This window comes from Ruegeria sp. BB10, from assembly GCF_056535725.1.
On record NZ_JBQFIW010000003.1, the window covers coordinates 212,824 to 228,928 of the forward strand.

At 55.6% G+C, this 16,105-nt stretch carries 12 protein-coding genes; 8 read left to right on the plus strand and 4 right to left on the minus strand.

What is annotated here, in order from left to right; all coding sequences use genetic code 11:
• Window positions 1-133: 133 nt before the first annotated feature.
• The gene (locus ACR3EP_RS21180) at window positions 134-1,237 is read right to left on the minus strand and encodes a Hint domain-containing protein (protein WP_480639337.1); all 1,104 of its coding nucleotides are present in this window, start codon (window positions 1,235-1,237) and stop codon (window positions 134-136) included.
• 434 nt (window positions 1,238-1,671) lie between these two features.
• Between ACR3EP_RS21180 and ACR3EP_RS21185 the strand changes: the two genes are divergently transcribed.
• The 7 genes from ACR3EP_RS21185 to ACR3EP_RS21215 all read left to right on the plus strand — a co-directional run bounded on the left by ACR3EP_RS21185 (window position 1,672) and on the right by ACR3EP_RS21215 (window position 10,899).
• Window positions 1,672-2,607, plus strand: coding sequence for an ABC transporter substrate-binding protein (locus ACR3EP_RS21185; RefSeq protein ID WP_170361707.1), 936 nt, complete (start codon window positions 1,672-1,674; stop codon window positions 2,605-2,607).
• Window positions 2,608-2,667: 60 nt separating this feature from the next.
• Complete coding sequence (locus ACR3EP_RS21190; protein WP_170551862.1) at window positions 2,668-3,747, plus strand: quaternary amine ABC transporter ATP-binding protein; 1,080 nt, start codon at window positions 2,668-2,670, stop codon at window positions 3,745-3,747.
• Between the two features lie 4 nt (window positions 3,748-3,751).
• Complete coding sequence (locus tag ACR3EP_RS21195; protein ID WP_480639338.1) at window positions 3,752-5,815, plus strand: ABC transporter permease; 2,064 nt, start codon at window positions 3,752-3,754, stop codon at window positions 5,813-5,815.
• Window positions 5,816-5,993: 178 nt separating this feature from the next.
• The gene (locus ACR3EP_RS21200) at window positions 5,994-7,199 is read left to right on the plus strand and encodes a YcaO-like family protein (RefSeq protein WP_480639339.1); all 1,206 of its coding nucleotides are present in this window, start codon (window positions 5,994-5,996) and stop codon (window positions 7,197-7,199) included.
• A complete protein-coding gene (locus ACR3EP_RS21205) occupies window positions 7,196-8,506 on the plus strand; it encodes a TfuA-like protein (protein WP_480639340.1) in 1,311 nt (436 codons plus the stop codon). Before ACR3EP_RS21200 ends, ACR3EP_RS21205 begins: the two co-directional genes overlap by 4 nt.
• Window positions 8,507-8,550: 44 nt before the next feature.
• Window positions 8,551-9,846: a gluzincin family metallopeptidase gene (locus ACR3EP_RS21210; RefSeq protein WP_480639341.1), complete on the plus strand. Its 1,296-nt coding sequence runs from the start codon at window positions 8,551-8,553 to the stop codon at window positions 9,844-9,846.
• Window positions 9,847-9,999: 153 nt separating this feature from the next.
• Window positions 10,000-10,899, plus strand: coding sequence for a hypothetical protein (locus ACR3EP_RS21215; RefSeq protein ID WP_480639342.1), 900 nt, complete (start codon window positions 10,000-10,002; stop codon window positions 10,897-10,899).
• A 62-nt stretch (window positions 10,900-10,961) separates the two neighbouring features.
• On the opposite strand, the gene ACR3EP_RS21220 is transcribed toward ACR3EP_RS21215, so the two are convergent.
• Both ACR3EP_RS21220 and ACR3EP_RS21225 read right to left on the minus strand, forming a co-directional pair.
• Window positions 10,962-12,680, minus strand: coding sequence for an adenylate/guanylate cyclase domain-containing protein (locus tag ACR3EP_RS21220; RefSeq protein ID WP_254428490.1), 1,719 nt, complete (start codon window positions 12,678-12,680; stop codon window positions 10,962-10,964).
• A gap of 143 nt (window positions 12,681-12,823) precedes the next feature.
• A complete protein-coding gene (locus ACR3EP_RS21225) occupies window positions 12,824-13,468 on the minus strand; it encodes a GNAT family N-acetyltransferase (RefSeq protein WP_170350067.1) in 645 nt (214 codons plus the stop codon).
• Window positions 13,469-13,756: 288 nt separating this feature from the next.
• Here ACR3EP_RS21225 and ACR3EP_RS21230 point away from each other — a divergent pair, with 288 nt between their 5' ends.
• Window positions 13,757-14,599 carry a fumarylacetoacetate hydrolase family protein gene (locus ACR3EP_RS21230; protein ID WP_170350066.1) on the plus strand — a complete coding sequence of 281 codons (843 nt, stop codon included), beginning with the start codon at window positions 13,757-13,759 and terminating at the stop codon, window positions 14,597-14,599.
• Window positions 14,600-14,605: 6 nt separating this feature from the next.
• Here ACR3EP_RS21230 and phnY read toward each other — a convergent pair whose 3' ends face one another.
• Window positions 14,606-16,054: a phosphonoacetaldehyde dehydrogenase gene (phnY, locus tag ACR3EP_RS21235; protein WP_480639343.1), complete on the minus strand. Its 1,449-nt coding sequence runs from the start codon at window positions 16,052-16,054 to the stop codon at window positions 14,606-14,608.
• Between the last annotated feature and the right edge of the window lie 51 nt (window positions 16,055-16,105).

The window sequence follows — 16,105 nt, forward strand, 5'->3', positions numbered from 1 at the left end:
ACGTTCGCGCTTCTACTTCTCTACACGCCTGAAATTGATAGATATTTCGGGGGTTTTAATCCTGATCCGCAAGACGCAGAGGCTTAAATTCCCCGATCCGTGCCATTCTAAAACAGGAAATTATTCCGCCGCCTCAAGCAATCTTTCTAAGGGCACCTGGATTTTCCGTTGAACGTCCTGCGGCTAACAACGACGCCTCATAAGATCTCAAAACCGGGCGCGCAGCCTCAAGACCCCGCCCTGATGGCAAATCAAGTTCTGGAAACAACGTCTGGATTTCTGAAACATCCTCTTCATCCAGTGCGGCTGTCCCCGCTTTGCCAAGAAGAAGGCTTTCTGACGCGACGCCATTGGCCCAGACAATCTGGTGATCATCAAAAAGCAGATGGAAATATTCGACTTCGCCACCGATGCGCACAGATATTCCGTCACCGTCAACCAGATACTTTGCTGCTGCCAAAACCTCTGGGCTGGCAAACTGCAACTCGATATCGGCGCCTTGTAACAGAAGGCGATGTTGCGGGCTGACCTCGAATGTGTCCTCGGCGCCCAAAACACCCGCGCGGATTCGGATGGGTGCGAATTTTCCAATAGCCGCCATCGTACGTCGACCGATCCAACGAATTGGTTGTGCGCCGCTATCCATGGTCAGCACCTGATCTCCCGCTTTCAGGGACTCGATGGGCCTAGGCCCGTCCGGGCAGGCAATCAACGCCCCCCGCACAAAACACAACGGATCGGAATCGGCCCTTTCCCCGAACAGCGAGTATCCGGTATTGAAGCCGTTCGCATAGATCGGCGTGACCAATTGAATCGACTCGATCGCGCTTGCGTCGATCGCGTCCTGATCCGCGTTATCCTGAAATTCCGGTGCCCAAAAGGTGTTGCCGTTGGTATCTTGAAAAACAACAGCTGTAATACTTACGGTCGAGCCATCGGTATATGTAATGACAGCATCGAATTGCATTGCTGCATCAAACGACTGCGGCGACCCACCGTCGATGCTGAACTGATCGTTCGAGACGTTGTTGTCCAGATCATAGGCCGTAGAATCCCCGCCGCTGAAACCAGACCCTGCCTCGGCGAAAGTCTGTCTGCTGTCAAACAGAGGATTTCCCGCAGACCCATAGGTGCCAAGGGACGAATTCACTGCGCCGGTTGAAAGGGTTTGGTTGCCTTCAGCCGTGTCCCAGATTTGCTGGTTGCCAAGGGAAAAGACGGTAAATGTTGTCGGCATGGAAAACTCGTAAAAAACAAAAAACGAACGTACAGCAGTCAAATAACCTTCGACTTCTTAACAATTCAAGAATTTTTACTTGTGGATCGGGTTTGGTGGTCAAAACAAATATCGAAACGTGTCTTATTGGTATCTGGGTCGGGCTGGTCAATCATCAGCAGAGTACAGATCTTTATCGTGTAGTGATGCGCAAAAGAACCGAACCCGTGTGGCGCATCAATTACTTACGGTGCAAATCCTTGATGGTCTGTTTTCTCATGTTAGGATCGCGTTCATGCTCAACTTGGTGCAAGTGAAGATCGCATTCGAAAGAGCTAATAAAAACACTGTTGATAGAAAGCAGTCTGTTGGGCCAAATACCTGCAACTGTACTGTTTTTCGATACAGCAAACAATAAAGGCCAAAATGGCCAGTCCACCAACGGAGGTCACACAATGACTATTTCAAACTCTCTGAAGCCTGCTTTGCTGGCTTCAGCCGCACTGCTGTTAAGCCAGGGCGCTGCTCTGGCCGATCCCATCAAGATTGCTGTCAACGAATGGACCGGTCAGCATATCTCGGCCCATTTTGCAGGGGCGCTGTTCGAGCAGCTGGGCCACGAGGTCGAGTACGTGACCGCCGGTGCCGTGCCGCAGCTGGCCGCCATTGCCGAGGGCAGCCTGCATTATCAGCCGGAACTTTGGACCAACAATGTCGGCGACATCTACCCCAAGGCCGTTGAGGCCGGGGATATCATTGTTGTTGGCGGCCTGGGGCTTGAGCCACAGGAAGGTTGGATTTATCCGCCATACATGGCCGAAAAATGCCCGGGTCTACCGGCCTATGAGGCGCTGTATGACTGCGCGCAGGCCTTTGCCGCCGCGGATACCTTCCCGGATGGTCGTCTGATCACCTACCCGGCAGACTGGGGAACCCGGTCAGCCGATCTGGTTGAGCTGATCGATCTGCCGTTCAAGCCGGTTCCGGGCGGTTCCGAAGGGGCGATGCTGGCCGAACTGAAAAGCGCCGTGGCCGCCGAGCAGCCTATCCTGATGATGATGTGGCAGCCGCACTGGGTCTTTGCCGAGACCGATGTGAACTGGGTCGAATGGGACACGCCGCATGGCACCTGCGACGAGGCCAGCCAGAAACGCGGCGAGGCGTGCGGCTTCCAGCAGGCGACTGTCGACAAGATCGTCTCGAAAGATTTCGCGTCGACCTATCCGGATGCGATGAAGATGGTTGAGCAAATGAACCTGACCAACGACGTACAGAACGTACTGATCCTGGAAGTGGATCAGAACGGGCGCGAAGTCAAAGAAGTCGTGGCCGAGTGGATGGGCGCAAACGAAGACGTGTGGCAGCCTTGGGTTGCAGCGGCAAAACAGTAACCCGTCTCTGACCATGGTGGAGCGCGACATATGCGCTCCACCCTTTGTAAGGCTGCTAAAATGACTGCATCTTCCCCAACCAGCACCCCGAAACTGTCTTGCAAACATGTTTGGAAACTTTACGGTAAAGGGGCGGATCAACATCTGCGCAACATCGGTGTGGCAGGTCAGGACCCAAGCGAGGCCAAGGCCCTGGCTCAACACATTCGCGATGACGGCGGCATTGTCGCCTCGACCGATGTCAGCTTTGATGTCATGCCGGGCGAGATTTTTGTGATCATGGGGCTTTCAGGTTCGGGTAAGTCCACCATCGTGCGCTGCCTGTCCCGTCTGGTCGAACCCACCGCCGGGGAAATATTGTTGGATGGTGAGGATCTGCTGAAAGTCTCGGCGAAGGAACTGATAGACATTCGCCGTCACAAGATGGGGATGGTGTTCCAAAGCTTTGGCCTGATGCCGCACCTGAACGTTCTGGAAAACGTGGCCTTTCCCCTGAAGTTGCAAGGGTTGGACGACAAAGAGCGTCTGGAGCGCGCCGAGCGCGTGATCTCATTGGTCGGCCTAGAAGGGCGCGAAAGCAGCTTTCCCAGCCAATTGTCAGGCGGGCAGCAACAGCGTGTCGGCATTGCACGGTCGCTGGCTGTAGAACCAGAGGTCTGGTTTCTGGACGAACCCTTCAGCGCGCTGGACCCATTGATCCGACGCCAGATGCAGGACGAGTTTCTGCGGCTACAGCAAGAGCTGCACAAATCTATCGTCTTCATAACCCATGATTTTCTTGAAGCGCTGCGCATTGCCGATCGAATGGCAATCATGAAGGATGGCGCAGTGGTTCAGATCGGGCGCCCAGTCGATCTGATCCTGAACCCCGTCGACGATTATGTGCGTGAATTCACCAATGACGTCCCGTGGGAGCTGATCCTGACGGCGGGCGATGTGGCTTCGGACAACGTCCCGCCGAGCGGAATCAAAGAGGTTCCGGCCTCAACCAATGTGGCCGATCTGCTGCCCTATCTGGCCTCTCACGACAACGGGGTGGCCGTGCGCAAGGACGACAATGCGCTGGTACACATGACCAGTCAGAACGTGATTGCCGCTTTGGCCAGCGGTGTATCAGACGCCTCAGCGGTCAAGGACTGACCTAATGGATGCAGTTTCGAACAGATCGCTGGTGGTCTGGCTTGCGGTCACAGTGCTTGTGGCCATTTGCGTCGTCTTTGCCAAAAGCCTTGGGCCACTGGTCACCTATCCTGATGCACTGGTTCTGCCGGTAACCGACCCGATGAATATCGCGATGCGGTGGGTTGTGGTGACCTTCGGCTGGTTTTTCAAAGCTATTTCTTGGCTGTTGGATTGGCCCATCCTTTTGGCCAAGACGGTTCTGCATGCGGTGCCATGGGTGGCGTGGTTTATGCTGTGGGTCTATCTGGCCCTTCGTGCAGGGGGTCGGGGGCTTGCGATCTTTACCGCCGTCAGCCTTTTATACATGGTCACGTTTGGGTTCTGGACACAGTCCATGAACTCTTTCGCGCTTGTGGTTGTTTCGATTCCAATGGCGGTGGCACTGGGCTTTGCGCTGGGAACCTGGGGGTTTCTGTCTGACCGAGCCTATCGGATCATCATGCCAGTCCTGGATCTGATGCAAACCGTTCCGGCCTTTGCCTATTTGCTGCCGATCCTGCTGTTGTTCGGATTTGGCACTACGGTCGGTTTGGTCGCTTCCATCCTGTTCGCCTTTCCTCCAATGGTGCGCAATACCATCGTTGGCCTGCGCGGTGTTCCAGACGAAGTGATCGAGTCCGGCCTGATGAGCGGTGCCACCCCATCCCAGCTATTCTGGCGCGTGCGGGTTCCAACGGCGCAGCGGCAAGTCCTGCTGGGGGTGAACCAAACAACGATGGCATCCTTGTCCATGGTGATCATTGCATCGATCATCGGCGGCACTAACGATATCGGCTGGGAGGTGCTATCGACCATGCGCAAAGCGCAGTTCGGTGAAAGCCTTTTGGCAGGGATCGTGATCGCGTTGATGGCCATGGTGCTGGATCGGATCACCTGGGGGTTCGCGGTGCAGTCCAGTTCAGCTAAACGCGGGGCCAAAGGCTGGATCATCTGCGCTGCGTTGTTTGGCGTTGCTTGGCTGCTGGCCATGGTTTTCCCACCCCTCAAAGACTGGCCCGAAGCGTGGGTGCTGAACCCCGCCCCGGCTATGAACGCGGGGCTTGAGTGGATCTTTGTCGAATTCCGCACCACGCTTGAAGCAATCAAACGTGTCGCGCTGTTCTACCTGATGCTGCCAATCAAGATCGGGCTGTCTCAGGCCGTCAGCCCGTTTACCTGGGGTTTTGCCATGACACCCGCCGTGACCACGGGGTATGCACTGATCGTCGCGGCAATAGCAGGGTATTTCGCGTTCAAAGGCAAGCAGTTGCAAGCTCTTTGGGTGATCCTATTCGGGCTGGTCCTGTATTCCGGCCTGACCGGGCTGGCTTGGATTGCGCTTTGCGCCGTTATCTTGGCCCTGGCCTGGCAGGCCGGAGGGAAGAACCTTGCACTCTGGGCGCTGGCCGGGGTCGCTTTTTTGCTTCTGACCGGAATTTGGGAACCGTCAGTCATTTCCTTGTACCTCTGCGGCGTGGGCGTTCTGTTGTCATTTCTGTTCGGCAGCGTCATCGGCATCTGGGCGTCCGAGAATGACACTGTGTCCCGCATAGTAAGGCCCGTTATCGACACGTTGCAGACCATGCCGCTATTCGTGATCCTCATTCCCTTTGTGATGGTGTTCAAGATTGGTGAATTCACGGCTCTTCTGGCCATTATCGTCTATGCGATTGTTCCGGCGATCCGATACACCGAACATGGGCTACGTAACCTGCCGCATGACGTGATCGAGGCGGCAACAGCCATCGGCACGACGCCTCGTCAGTTGCTGTGGCAGGTGAAATTGCCACTTGCGGTGCCATCAATCATGCTGGGCCTAAACCAGACAATCATGTTCGGGATTTCAATGTTGGTGATTACCGCCCTGGTGGGAACTGACGATCTGGGCCAGCAGATTTATATCGGTCTTGGAGACGGTGATTTCGGCGTCGGCATGACAGCCGGTATCGGCATGGCCATCATCGCAATGATCGCCGATCGCATCACGCAGGGGTTCAGCCAGCAAATTCAGGCGCGTCTGGGGGTGAAACTCAACGACGCCCTTTAATCTCCAGCGGTACGATATACTGGACACACGGCCTGACAAAATTACGCGGCAGCCCCCGAAAGGTCCAAAGGCCGCAGCGGTTGACCGATAGGATATGATCTATCATCCTGCCCCGTAACGGACTGGCCCGGCGCAGTTATTTTCACGTCGAGCGTAAATTTCAAACAAGGCTTGTAACATGCCCGATGGATCGCAGAAGCAATATGTGCTGGACACACATCGGTTGCGCGATCCTGAGCACACTCTGCAAATTGTTAAACCTTATCTAAAAGCCATGGGCATCACCCGGATCGCAAACCTGACCGGTCTGGACAGGATCGGATTGCCCACTGTGATGGTCGCCCGACCCAATTCCCGATCGGTTGCTGTGTCACTGGGCAAAGGGTTGTCACTGCGCGCAGCCGAAGCATCAGGCGTCATGGAGGCGATTGAGTCCTGGCATGCCGAACGGGTGCAATTGCCGCAGCGTCTGGCCAGATATGCCGAACTGGCCCAAGAAGCGACTGTGGTTGAGGTGACCAAGCTACCGCGTGTGACCGGCGGGCATTTCGATCCGCAGGCCAACATGTTGTGGGTTTTAGGCCAGGATCTGGGTACAGGTCACGCGTGCTGGGTTCCGCTTGAGATGGTCGATACCGACTATACCACCGCGCCGGTTGGCGGTCAGGCTGCCTTTCCTCGCACGACCAACGGTCTGGCGTCGGGAAACAACATGGCCGAGGCCAGCTGTCACGCCATCTGCGAGTTGATCGAACGGGACGCCACAACATTGTGGGATCACCGTGCGAGCGCCCCCCGGCTTAATCCAAACACTGTGGATGACCCGCGCTGTCGTCAGGCCATCGAAATGATTGCCACCGCCGGGCTTGAGATCGGGTTGTGGAACACGACTTCAGATATAGGTATCGCCAGTTTCCGCTGTGTGATTTGCGAAGGCGGCGGACAGCCCGGCCATATCGGTATTGGTGATGGTTGCCACCCAGACCGTGCGATCGCCTTGCTGCGGGCCCTGACCGAGGCGGCACAGACGCGACTTACCTATATCTCTGGCGCGCGGGATGATCTGGATCCAGAGGAATTCACCGATCAGGCCAAGATGGATCGGGGGCGCTATGTGCGTGACCTAATTGATAGTACCGCAGCGGATCAAAGATTTGACGATTGTCCGTCTCATGTGACCGGGTCCTTTGACGAAGACCTGGAATTGCTGCTGCAACGGCTTGCCGCCGTGGGCATTTCACAGGTGGTGACGGTTGATCTGTCGCGGCCTGAAATTGATATCGCCGTGATCCGGGCTGTGATCCCCGGGCTGGAGGCTCCGCATGACGATCCAGATTACGTGCCCGGCCCCCGGGCACAGCGCATAGTGGATGGTTTGGCATGACGGCAGTTGTTTTTGTGGGACCTACCCTGACGTCTGACGCAGTGGCCGAACATCTGGATGCGACCATTCTGCCACCCGTTCGACAAGGCGACGTCTATCGCGTCGCGCGCGAAAAACCGACCGCGATTGGGATCATAGACGGATTTTTCGAAGGAGTTCCATCGGTATGGCACAAGGAAATCCTATGGGCGATCGAACAGGGTATTCCGGTCTTTGGCAGCGCCAGCATGGGCGCGTTGCGCGCGGCCGAGCTGGCTGATTTCGGAATGATCGGGGTTGGTCAGATCTTTCAGGACTATTACACCGATGTCCTGCAGGATGACGATGAGGTTGCCGTGCTACACAGCCCGGCCGAGCTGGGGTTCCAACCTCTCAGCGAGCCGATGGTGTCGATCCGCGCAACTGTCGAGCAAGCGCAGGCTGCGGGTGTCCTGCCTACGGACACGGCGTCTGAGATGCTACATCTCGCCAAGGTCATGCACTATCGCCAGCGAATTTGGGCGGATATTATCTCTGCCGTACAGGACTTGCCAGGAGTGGACGGTTTCGCGGATTGGCTGCCGACGGGTCGGGTCGACGCCAAGGCGGTTGACGCATGCGCCATGCTGACCCGCATGTCGGACCACTTGAATGGTTCACCTTTGCCCACGACCGAGGTGACGCGTACCGAACCAACCCTGATGTGGAAAGCCTTATGCGCAAGGGTGGATGGCGGTGAGCCGAAAGCTGATCGCGCCATTGTCGACGAATTACGTCTGAACCCTGACTTATACGCGCAATTGAAAGATCGCGCCGCGTTGGCGCTGCTGTCGCGCGAAGATGCCTCTAAACGGGATCGTACCCCTGAACGCGCTGATCTGATCCGGCAGATGGACGATCATAGGGCGGCAACAGGCTTGTCACGGCGGTCTGACCTGATGGCGTGGATTGAGGCGAACGATCTGAACCCCGAAAGCTATGAGGCTATGCTAGCAGACGCTGCGCGGATCGACGCCGCCGTTGCATCCCGCGCGAGCTATTTGGACACACAACTGCTGTCAGAATTGCGTCGCACGGGTCAATACACCCAGTTGCGGGATCGGGCCGCCAGCAAGGGACAGAACGCTATTCCGGAGGGCTCATCCGGAGTGGATCGTTTGCGGGTGCTAATGTGGTATTTTGAATCTCGTCTTGACCAAGAGGTGCCTGATGATCTTGACTCCTACGCAGTGGCGCTTGGTCTGGCCGGGCGCGACGCGTTTTATGACCTGATAGAAGCCGAGTTTTTATACTGCCATAAAAGTGCCGACACCGGAGCCGCCGAATAGCAGGTCACCGGAATTTACCGGGCACAACACGGGAGGGCATTTTTGTGAACTACCCCGAACAGATCGAAGACGAAGAACCCGGCACCCGATTCCTGCTGTACCCACAGTCGCCCTTTCTTGAGCCTGACGCCCCGCTGGAGCTGGTCGAAATCTCTGCCCCTCAGGGTAGTGTTGGCCCGGGACCGTCTGGGCCGCGCATGTACACGGTGCACCCGGTGGGCAAAACCACGCCTTATGGGGCAATTGTACCGGGGCCGAACGGGCCCGGCATGTACCTGCCCCCTTGGGATGGCTATATCCAACCGCCCGCCATGCCGGATGAATTCGGAAATTTCATCCATATCGATCCTACCGACCCCTCCTTCGAAGCAGCGCATCTTTATGGTTCGGCCCATTTCACCATGGATGTTTGGCAGGGGTATTTCGACCGTCCGATCCCATGGCACTTTGCCCGCGACTTCGACCGTCTGGAACTGTCACTTCTGCCCAGCCTCGACAATGCGCATATCGGTTGGGGTTTTCTGGAAACTGGCGGCACCCATGAACACGGAGATGAATACCGTCCCTACAGCCTGAATTTCGACGTGGTCGCGCATGAAATCGGCCATGCCATTATCTATAGCGTGATCGGGATGCCGACGGATGGCGATGCTTCGGGCGAGTATTACGGATTTCATGAATCCGCCGCTGATCTGGTGGCCTTGTTGGCGTCACTGCATTTCGGGTCGGTGGTGGACACGTTACTCGAAAACACCCGGGGTAATCTTTATACCTTCAACCGTCTCAGCCGATTTGCAGAACTGTCGGACAACGCACAAATCCGGATCGCCGCCAATGACCGCTCTTTGTCGGAATTCGCTGCCGGTTGGTCCAGCGAGCATGCCCTGTCGGAACCCCTGACCGGCGCGATGTTTGATGTCTTTGTCGATATCTATCACGAGAGGTTGCTGGTACACGGCCTGATCTCAGCCGAAGAAGAAAACCTGTCAGATCAACTGGAAGGCACACCTGAGTACAGCCGGGTGATGCAGGGAATTTTTGACAAACGATACGCCCAAAACCCCGAAGGGTTCCGCACCGCCCTGATTGAAGCGCGCGATTATCTGGGCACCTATCTGGCCGACGCATGGGAGCGGCTAGACGCGGATATGCTGAGCTATTTTGGAGTGGAAAAGGCGCTTTTGGCTGTCGACCAAGAGATTACCGGCGGCGCCTTCCGCCGTATCATCGAAGGCAATTTCCGCATGCGCGATATCGGCCTGACAACGGCCGGCCCTCGCGTGCCGGACCCCGATGAAGACAGTCATTCCCATTCAGTTCGCACGCAGGTGCCGGGTTAGCGCCTAAAATCCTTTATTTTTAAACGGTTTTATGGCATGCAATCTTGGGGTGATTATTGGAATGTATTTGCTCGAATTATTTGTTCGAGTCTAATTTAAAGGGGGGAGATGAGGGTTCAGACTCCGTCGATCCCATAGTTGGGAGAAAATGAGATGTCCGAATCCTTGCTCAGTTTTTCAGAAGTGTTGTTGTTTGGCCGTTTGTTGACTGACCTTAAGGTCGCAGCATCAAAGAATGTGACAGCGAATAAAACTGTTCGACTTGTTGCGAAAAAAAAGGTGAAGTTGAACAAGGATTTGTCCGTCGCGGATGACACCATCGACGGTGAAGAAGTCGCTAATAACGACAAGGTTCTGATTACCGGAAATCGTCCGAAAAAGAACGGTATCTACACCGTAACGACTAAGAATAGTGGCGTGAATTACACGCTAGACAGTCTGGTGAGAGTGAAAGAAGGCGCCCTCGTTAAAGTCACCGACGGTGACAAATACGCAGATAGTTATTGGGAGCAGACGTTACCCACGCCGACTGGCTTCAATAAACAAGAGTTTGTATTCCGCAAGGAACTTTCAGAAAAACTTGGAGCCAATCAGCAGCTCAAAGATCAATATGGCGATGACGCCAGGTTGGCACGTATCTATGGTTTCTCTTACGAAGGCACCTATTATGAGTTGCCCGAACCCACTATCTTTTTGGTTCACGGTAAAGGCGAAAGCCCAACCGACGGCAACAAACCCGGTAACCTTGCGTCCAGGGCCCCGAGTGACCCAACCCTCTCAGGCGTTGCTTCAGCTGATTATCAGATCGCCAACGACATCAAGGTGTGGGACTATGACAAGGCCGATTACACCGTCCGGATGGATGTAATGACTGGTCAGTTTGAACAGGTTCTGCTGGATATCTTTTTCGGCTTTGACAGCCCGGCCGTCGGCGGAGCCCGCGTAAGTGGCGCGCGTGTCAGCGGAGCTCGTGTCAGTGGGGCGCGCGTCAGCGGTGCCCGTGTGAGCGGAGCCAGGGTCAGCGGTGCGCGCGCACGAGGCTCAGAAGACTGACGCAGTTTTACAGTATCGGGAAAGAACACGGCAGGCCCTTGCAAAACAGGGCCTGTCTTTATTTAGAAACCTGCCTTTTTCAGGCCCCCAACAAAATGTTGCGTGTCTTCTTCCAACTTGTCCGGCTGCACTGTTTCCCAACGTGCCAGTGAAAAATTAGGATGCGCGACACGGTGCTTATCCGCGATCTGACGCGCAATGTCGGTTTCACCAAGTTGTGCATAGCTTGCTGCCAGCAAACGTTGCCCTTCTGTAGGGTTGTTCATCTTGTTTACGGCGTCGATGGCGTCTTGATACTGCCTGAGATTGAAATATGCCCCACCCAGATGCCATAAGTATTGGTCCGGGAAGTATGGATTCAACCGCATCGCCTGCTGCAGATGAGTGATTGCCGTTTCGTTGTCACCGTAGTGAGCCAGCGCGTCGGCATAATCTGAATGCATATCGGCGTCGTTGGGATTCAATGCCAACGCCCGCCTATACGACTGTAGGGCCGCGTCATGTTCCTTGCGGTATAGGTGGACATACCCCAATTCACCAAAACCGCGCGCGTCCGTGGGATCCAGTTCAATCGCCCGCTGTGCGAAAGTCAGCGCCTGATCCAAGGCTTGCGTAGGATCTTCGGACCAGGAATAGCGCCAGTCGATATTCAGCGTTCGTGACAGGGCAGCCGCAGCGCGTGCATAACCCCCATCCCGGTCAAGCGCACTCTGATAGAAGTTTTGCGCCTTCCGGTTGTCATTCCTGGTGTATTTGAAGATGTGATATTGGCCCTGCAAAACAGAGCCATAAGCCTCGAGGTCGGATGGGACCGACTGGATCATCCGCTGCTTTTCATGCGACTCGATCATCACCGCGGTTGCGGCCACGATGCACTCGGTCACCTCATCCAGAATGTCGAAAATATCGTCGATATTACGATCAAACCGCTCACCCCAGATGGTGCGTTCGGTTGAGGCATCGATCAGTTCGGCCGTGATCCGAATGCGGCTGGCCGAGCGACGCACGCTGCCCCGCGCGATATACCGCACGTTGAGCTTTTGCGCGGCCTCTTTCGGTGGCATCCCCTGCGTCTTGAAGAAAAAGGACGAGTTCCGCGCGATTACGAACAGATTGCGGAACTTGGACAGGTTCATGATGATGTCGTCGGTCAACCCTTCCGCAATCCAGCTGTCGGATTCGTCACCGCCATTGCTGCTGAAGGGCAGAACCGCCACCGAGGGCGTATCGGGACGTTCCAGAATATTCCCGGGCATATCCGGTCGCATCGTTCCGGCCATTGTGGCGCCAGCGACTTCGCTGCGGACACAATAGGTCGAGACAGGCGCAAGGATGTTCTTCAGGTGCTGAGGACCGAGAAATTCATAGCCATAGCGCAGCCGGTTACAGACCTGATCATAAACGGCGGAACTGACGTAAACCCTTTCTGGTTCAGCAATTTCCTGAAGACGCGCCGCGATATTCACATTGTCGCCATGAATGCCGCGATCGTCGATCAGGATTTCGCCCAGATGGACGCCCGCGCGAAAGTTGATTCGTTGATTTTCGGCGCGATCCTGATTGTGCTGGCTGGCAATGCGGTGCAGTTCGACGCCGAACTCCACGGCACTGGTGGCAGTTTCGAACAAAGCCAGAATACCATCGCCGCGCACCTCGACCACCCGGCCCTGAAAACGGGCACAGGTCTCTTCAAGATGAGAAATCAACGATTTCAATGCGTTATAGGTGTCCAGCTCGTTCTCACTCATCAGGCGGGAATACCCGACGACATCGGCAAACAAGACTGCACCCAGCTTCTGCGTTATGGAAGAGTTTGGACTCTTGGTGTTCACATTCATAACTCGTATTAGGGGCTGCGTTCGAACCCTATGGTCACCTTATAGCAAAATGTGCCTCTGCGCTTGCAGAGCAATTGCACACCCCGTTAGTCACACTTATCAACCTGTGGTGGCCAAGACCAGCTTGGGCACCCGTTCTCTCCGAAAGTCACAACTGTTTCTGAGCTAATGCTTTTTGCCAGGGTCGGACGAGTATTCATCCAATCCTGACGGAGAAGTCCAACAACAATCATGTCATGAAACGTTCCGTCTGCATACCAGGCTTGCCGCATGGTACCTTCGACCTGACATCCCAGTCTTTCCACAAGGTCGCGGCTGATATGATTATCCTGCCTGTAATACGAGGTCAGCCTGTTCAATCCCAGTTGACGGAATGCAAAATCCGCCACCAGTGCCGTCGCTCTGATGGCAAGGCCCAAACGCCGAACCGATTTTTCGACAAACATGGCGATGACCGCGTCCCGGTTTACCGGGGAAATCGCCTCGAGCCCAACAATCCCCACCACTTGTCCGCTATTGGAGACGACAACGAACCAGCACTTTCCGCTGCCGCCTGACGCGCTAAATGCATCGCGCCAGACGTCTTCGGTTTGCGCAAGGTTGAACGGAATCCGCGATGTACGATCAAATCGGCCGAGGTCCTCGATATCCTGAAACCAGGGTGTGATTACCTCCAGATCTGCTTTTTCAAGTGGGCGCAGTTTGAATACGCTGTCGGACTTGTCTGACAATGGACCAACTACCTTTAACTAATATCAGAAAATATACACCCCAGAGCCTAACATACATAGGCAGCAAATACGAAATGAGAAAACAGCGGCCCGGCGATTATATACCTATGGTTGCGAAGATCAGACCCCGACGTGCCGAAGATCAACATGCCCTTGGTCGCACGATCCTGAAGTATGCACCGCACCGGTTTGTCTATTGCACGCCCAAGGCGGCGGTGATTTGGTCACATCGAACAGCATATTGCCGTCGTCGGCGGCTGGACCAACTGAGTTGAAAGGGAACAGGATATGAAGCTGTTACGCTATGGGCCGGTTGGCGCGGAAAAGCCCGGTATTCTGGATGAGGCCGGTAAAATCCGCGATCTGTCGGGGATTGTTGACGATGTAACTGGCGCGATGCTTGGCGATGAAAGCATGGCGCGGCTGCGTGGGCTCGACCTTGGAACATTGCCTGTCGTCGACGGTGATCCGCGGATTGGGGCGTGTGTCGGGAATGTTGGTAAATTCGCCTGCATCGGCCTGAACTATGCCGATCACGCAGCCGAAAGCGGTCTGGACCTGCCCGACGAGCCGGTGGTTTTCTTCAAGGCGACCTCTGCCATCGTAGGTCCGAATGACACCGTCGAAATCCCGCGCGGTTCGGTCAAGACCGATTGGGAGGTTGAACTGGGCGTCGTCATCGGTAAGCACACCAAATATATTTCCGAGGCCGAGGCGCTTGACCACGTAGCCGGATATTGTGTGATCAACGATCTGTCCGAGCGGGATTTTCAACTCCACCGCTCGGGCCAATGGGTCAAAGGTAAATCGGCCGACACGTTCGGCCCGATCGGACCTTGGCTGGTCACCCGGGACGAGATCGCCGATCCACAGAACCTGCAGATGTATCTTGAGGTGAACGGGCATCGCTATCAGGATGGTTCGACCAATACGATGCATTTCAGTGTGGCCACAGTCATTTCGCACCTGTCACAGTTCATGTCACTGCAGCCAGGGGATGTGATCTCAACCGGAACACCACCGGGTGTGGGTATGGGACGGACCCCTCAGATCTATCTGAAACCCGGTGACAAGATGGAACTGGGCATCCAAGGGCTGGGCGTACAACGACAGGACGTAGTGCAGGGCTGAACACCCTTACTCTGGCCAGGGCAAGGAGTAGGTCTTGACGTTGGTGAAGAATTTCATCGCCTCGATGACCCCTTCTTTGACCCCGTTGCCGCTGTCCTTGATGCCCCCAAAAGGCGACATTTCGATCCGGTACCCGGGCTGTTCCCAGATATTGCAGGTTCCGACATTCAGACCATTGATATAGGCAATCGCGCGGTTCAGATCGTTGGTGCAGACGCCCGAGGACAGGCCAAACGCAGTTCCGTTTGAGATTTCCATGACCTTGGCGTCATCATCCGGCACGCGGACGATGGGTATGATGGGACCGAAGGTTTCCTCCATCACCAGCTCGCTGGTGTGGGGAACCTTGTCGACGACAATCGGCGGCAAAAGCGCGCCCTGACGACCGGGGTGGTAGAGAATCACCGCGCCCTCGCCTTCAGCCATGTAAACACGTTTTTCGAACAGTTCCGCAGCCTCGGAATGGATCACGCAGCCCAGTTGCGTTTCACGACCCTGCGGATCGCCAAAGCGAATGGCCTTGGCCTTTTCCAGAACCAACGGCACAAATCTATCCGCCACGTTTTCCTGTACGAGAATACGTTTGATCGCCGTGCAACGCTGCCCGGAATTGCCAGTGGCCCCGGCCACGGCGATGGCTGCGGCCCGGTCCAGATCGGCCTCGCTCAGATCGTTCAAGACGATCAGGGGATCGTTGCCGCCCAACTCTAGCGCCTGACGTTTAAACCCCGCTTTTTCAGCAATCATTTTGCCCACCGGCACCCCACCCGTGAAGGTGATGATGTCGATGTTTTCATTGGTGACCATTTCATCACCAATGTCCTGTGGCCAGCCAGTGACCACCTGGAACATCTCGGGCGGCAACCCTGCCTCGTACAGGATGTCAGCCAGTGTCAGCGCTGTCAGCGGGGTCAATTCGGTCGGTTTGCAGACCATGCAATTGTTGGTGGCAATCGACGGGGCAACCTTGTGGCTGACCATGTTCAGGGGGTGGTTGAAGGGCGTGATCGCGCTGATGGCTTTGACCGGTTCGCGTTTAGTGAAAATCTTCCGCTGCTTGCCATTATGGGTCAGATCGCACGAGAACACCTCACCATCATCCTTCAGCGCTTCGGCTGCGGCGAACTGAAATACATCCTGCGCCCGCTTGGTTTCGTAAATCGCATGCTGGTGGCAGATGCCAAGTTCCAGCGTCAGCCACTTCGCCAGATCGTCGCGTTTTTCACCGATCAATTCACCTGCGCGCTGCAGAATCTGGCTGCGTTCGTACCGGGTAAGCTTGGGGGTATAACTTGCAGCGACCTCAAAAGCCTTGCGTGCGTGTTCGGCGGTGCCTGCTGGCACCGTGCCAATAACCTCGTTGGTATAGGGGTAGTGAACGGGAACCGTAGCCTCGGTAAAAACGATCTGCCCCCCGATGCGCATGCCTTCGTTGCGAATGTCGGATGTATTCATGATCCCGTCCATTTTTCTTAAGCGCCGCTTTTGTTTCATAGATAAATACGT

What these genes read in the sequence shown, in the direction of transcription:
- ACR3EP_RS21215 (WP_480639342.1), top strand. Translation starts at nt 10,000, where the DNA reads ATGTCCGAATCCTTGCTCAGTTTTTCAGAAGTGTTGTTGTTTGGCCGT.
- phnY (WP_480639343.1), bottom strand. Translation starts at nt 16,054, where the DNA reads ATGAATACATCCGACATTCGCAACGAAGGCATGCGCATCGGGGGGCAG.
- ACR3EP_RS21180 (WP_480639337.1), bottom strand. Translation starts at nt 1,237, where the DNA reads ATGCCGACAACATTTACCGTCTTTTCCCTTGGCAACCAGCAAATCTGG.
- ACR3EP_RS21230 (WP_170350066.1), top strand. Translation starts at nt 13,757, where the DNA reads ATGAAGCTGTTACGCTATGGGCCGGTTGGCGCGGAAAAGCCCGGTATT.
- ACR3EP_RS21195 (WP_480639338.1), top strand. Translation starts at nt 3,752, where the DNA reads ATGGATGCAGTTTCGAACAGATCGCTGGTGGTCTGGCTTGCGGTCACA.
- ACR3EP_RS21185 (WP_170361707.1), top strand. Translation starts at nt 1,672, where the DNA reads ATGACTATTTCAAACTCTCTGAAGCCTGCTTTGCTGGCTTCAGCCGCA.
- ACR3EP_RS21200 (WP_480639339.1), top strand. Translation starts at nt 5,994, where the DNA reads ATGCCCGATGGATCGCAGAAGCAATATGTGCTGGACACACATCGGTTG.
- ACR3EP_RS21205 (WP_480639340.1), top strand. Translation starts at nt 7,196, where the DNA reads ATGACGGCAGTTGTTTTTGTGGGACCTACCCTGACGTCTGACGCAGTG.
- ACR3EP_RS21190 (WP_170551862.1), top strand. Translation starts at nt 2,668, where the DNA reads ATGACTGCATCTTCCCCAACCAGCACCCCGAAACTGTCTTGCAAACAT.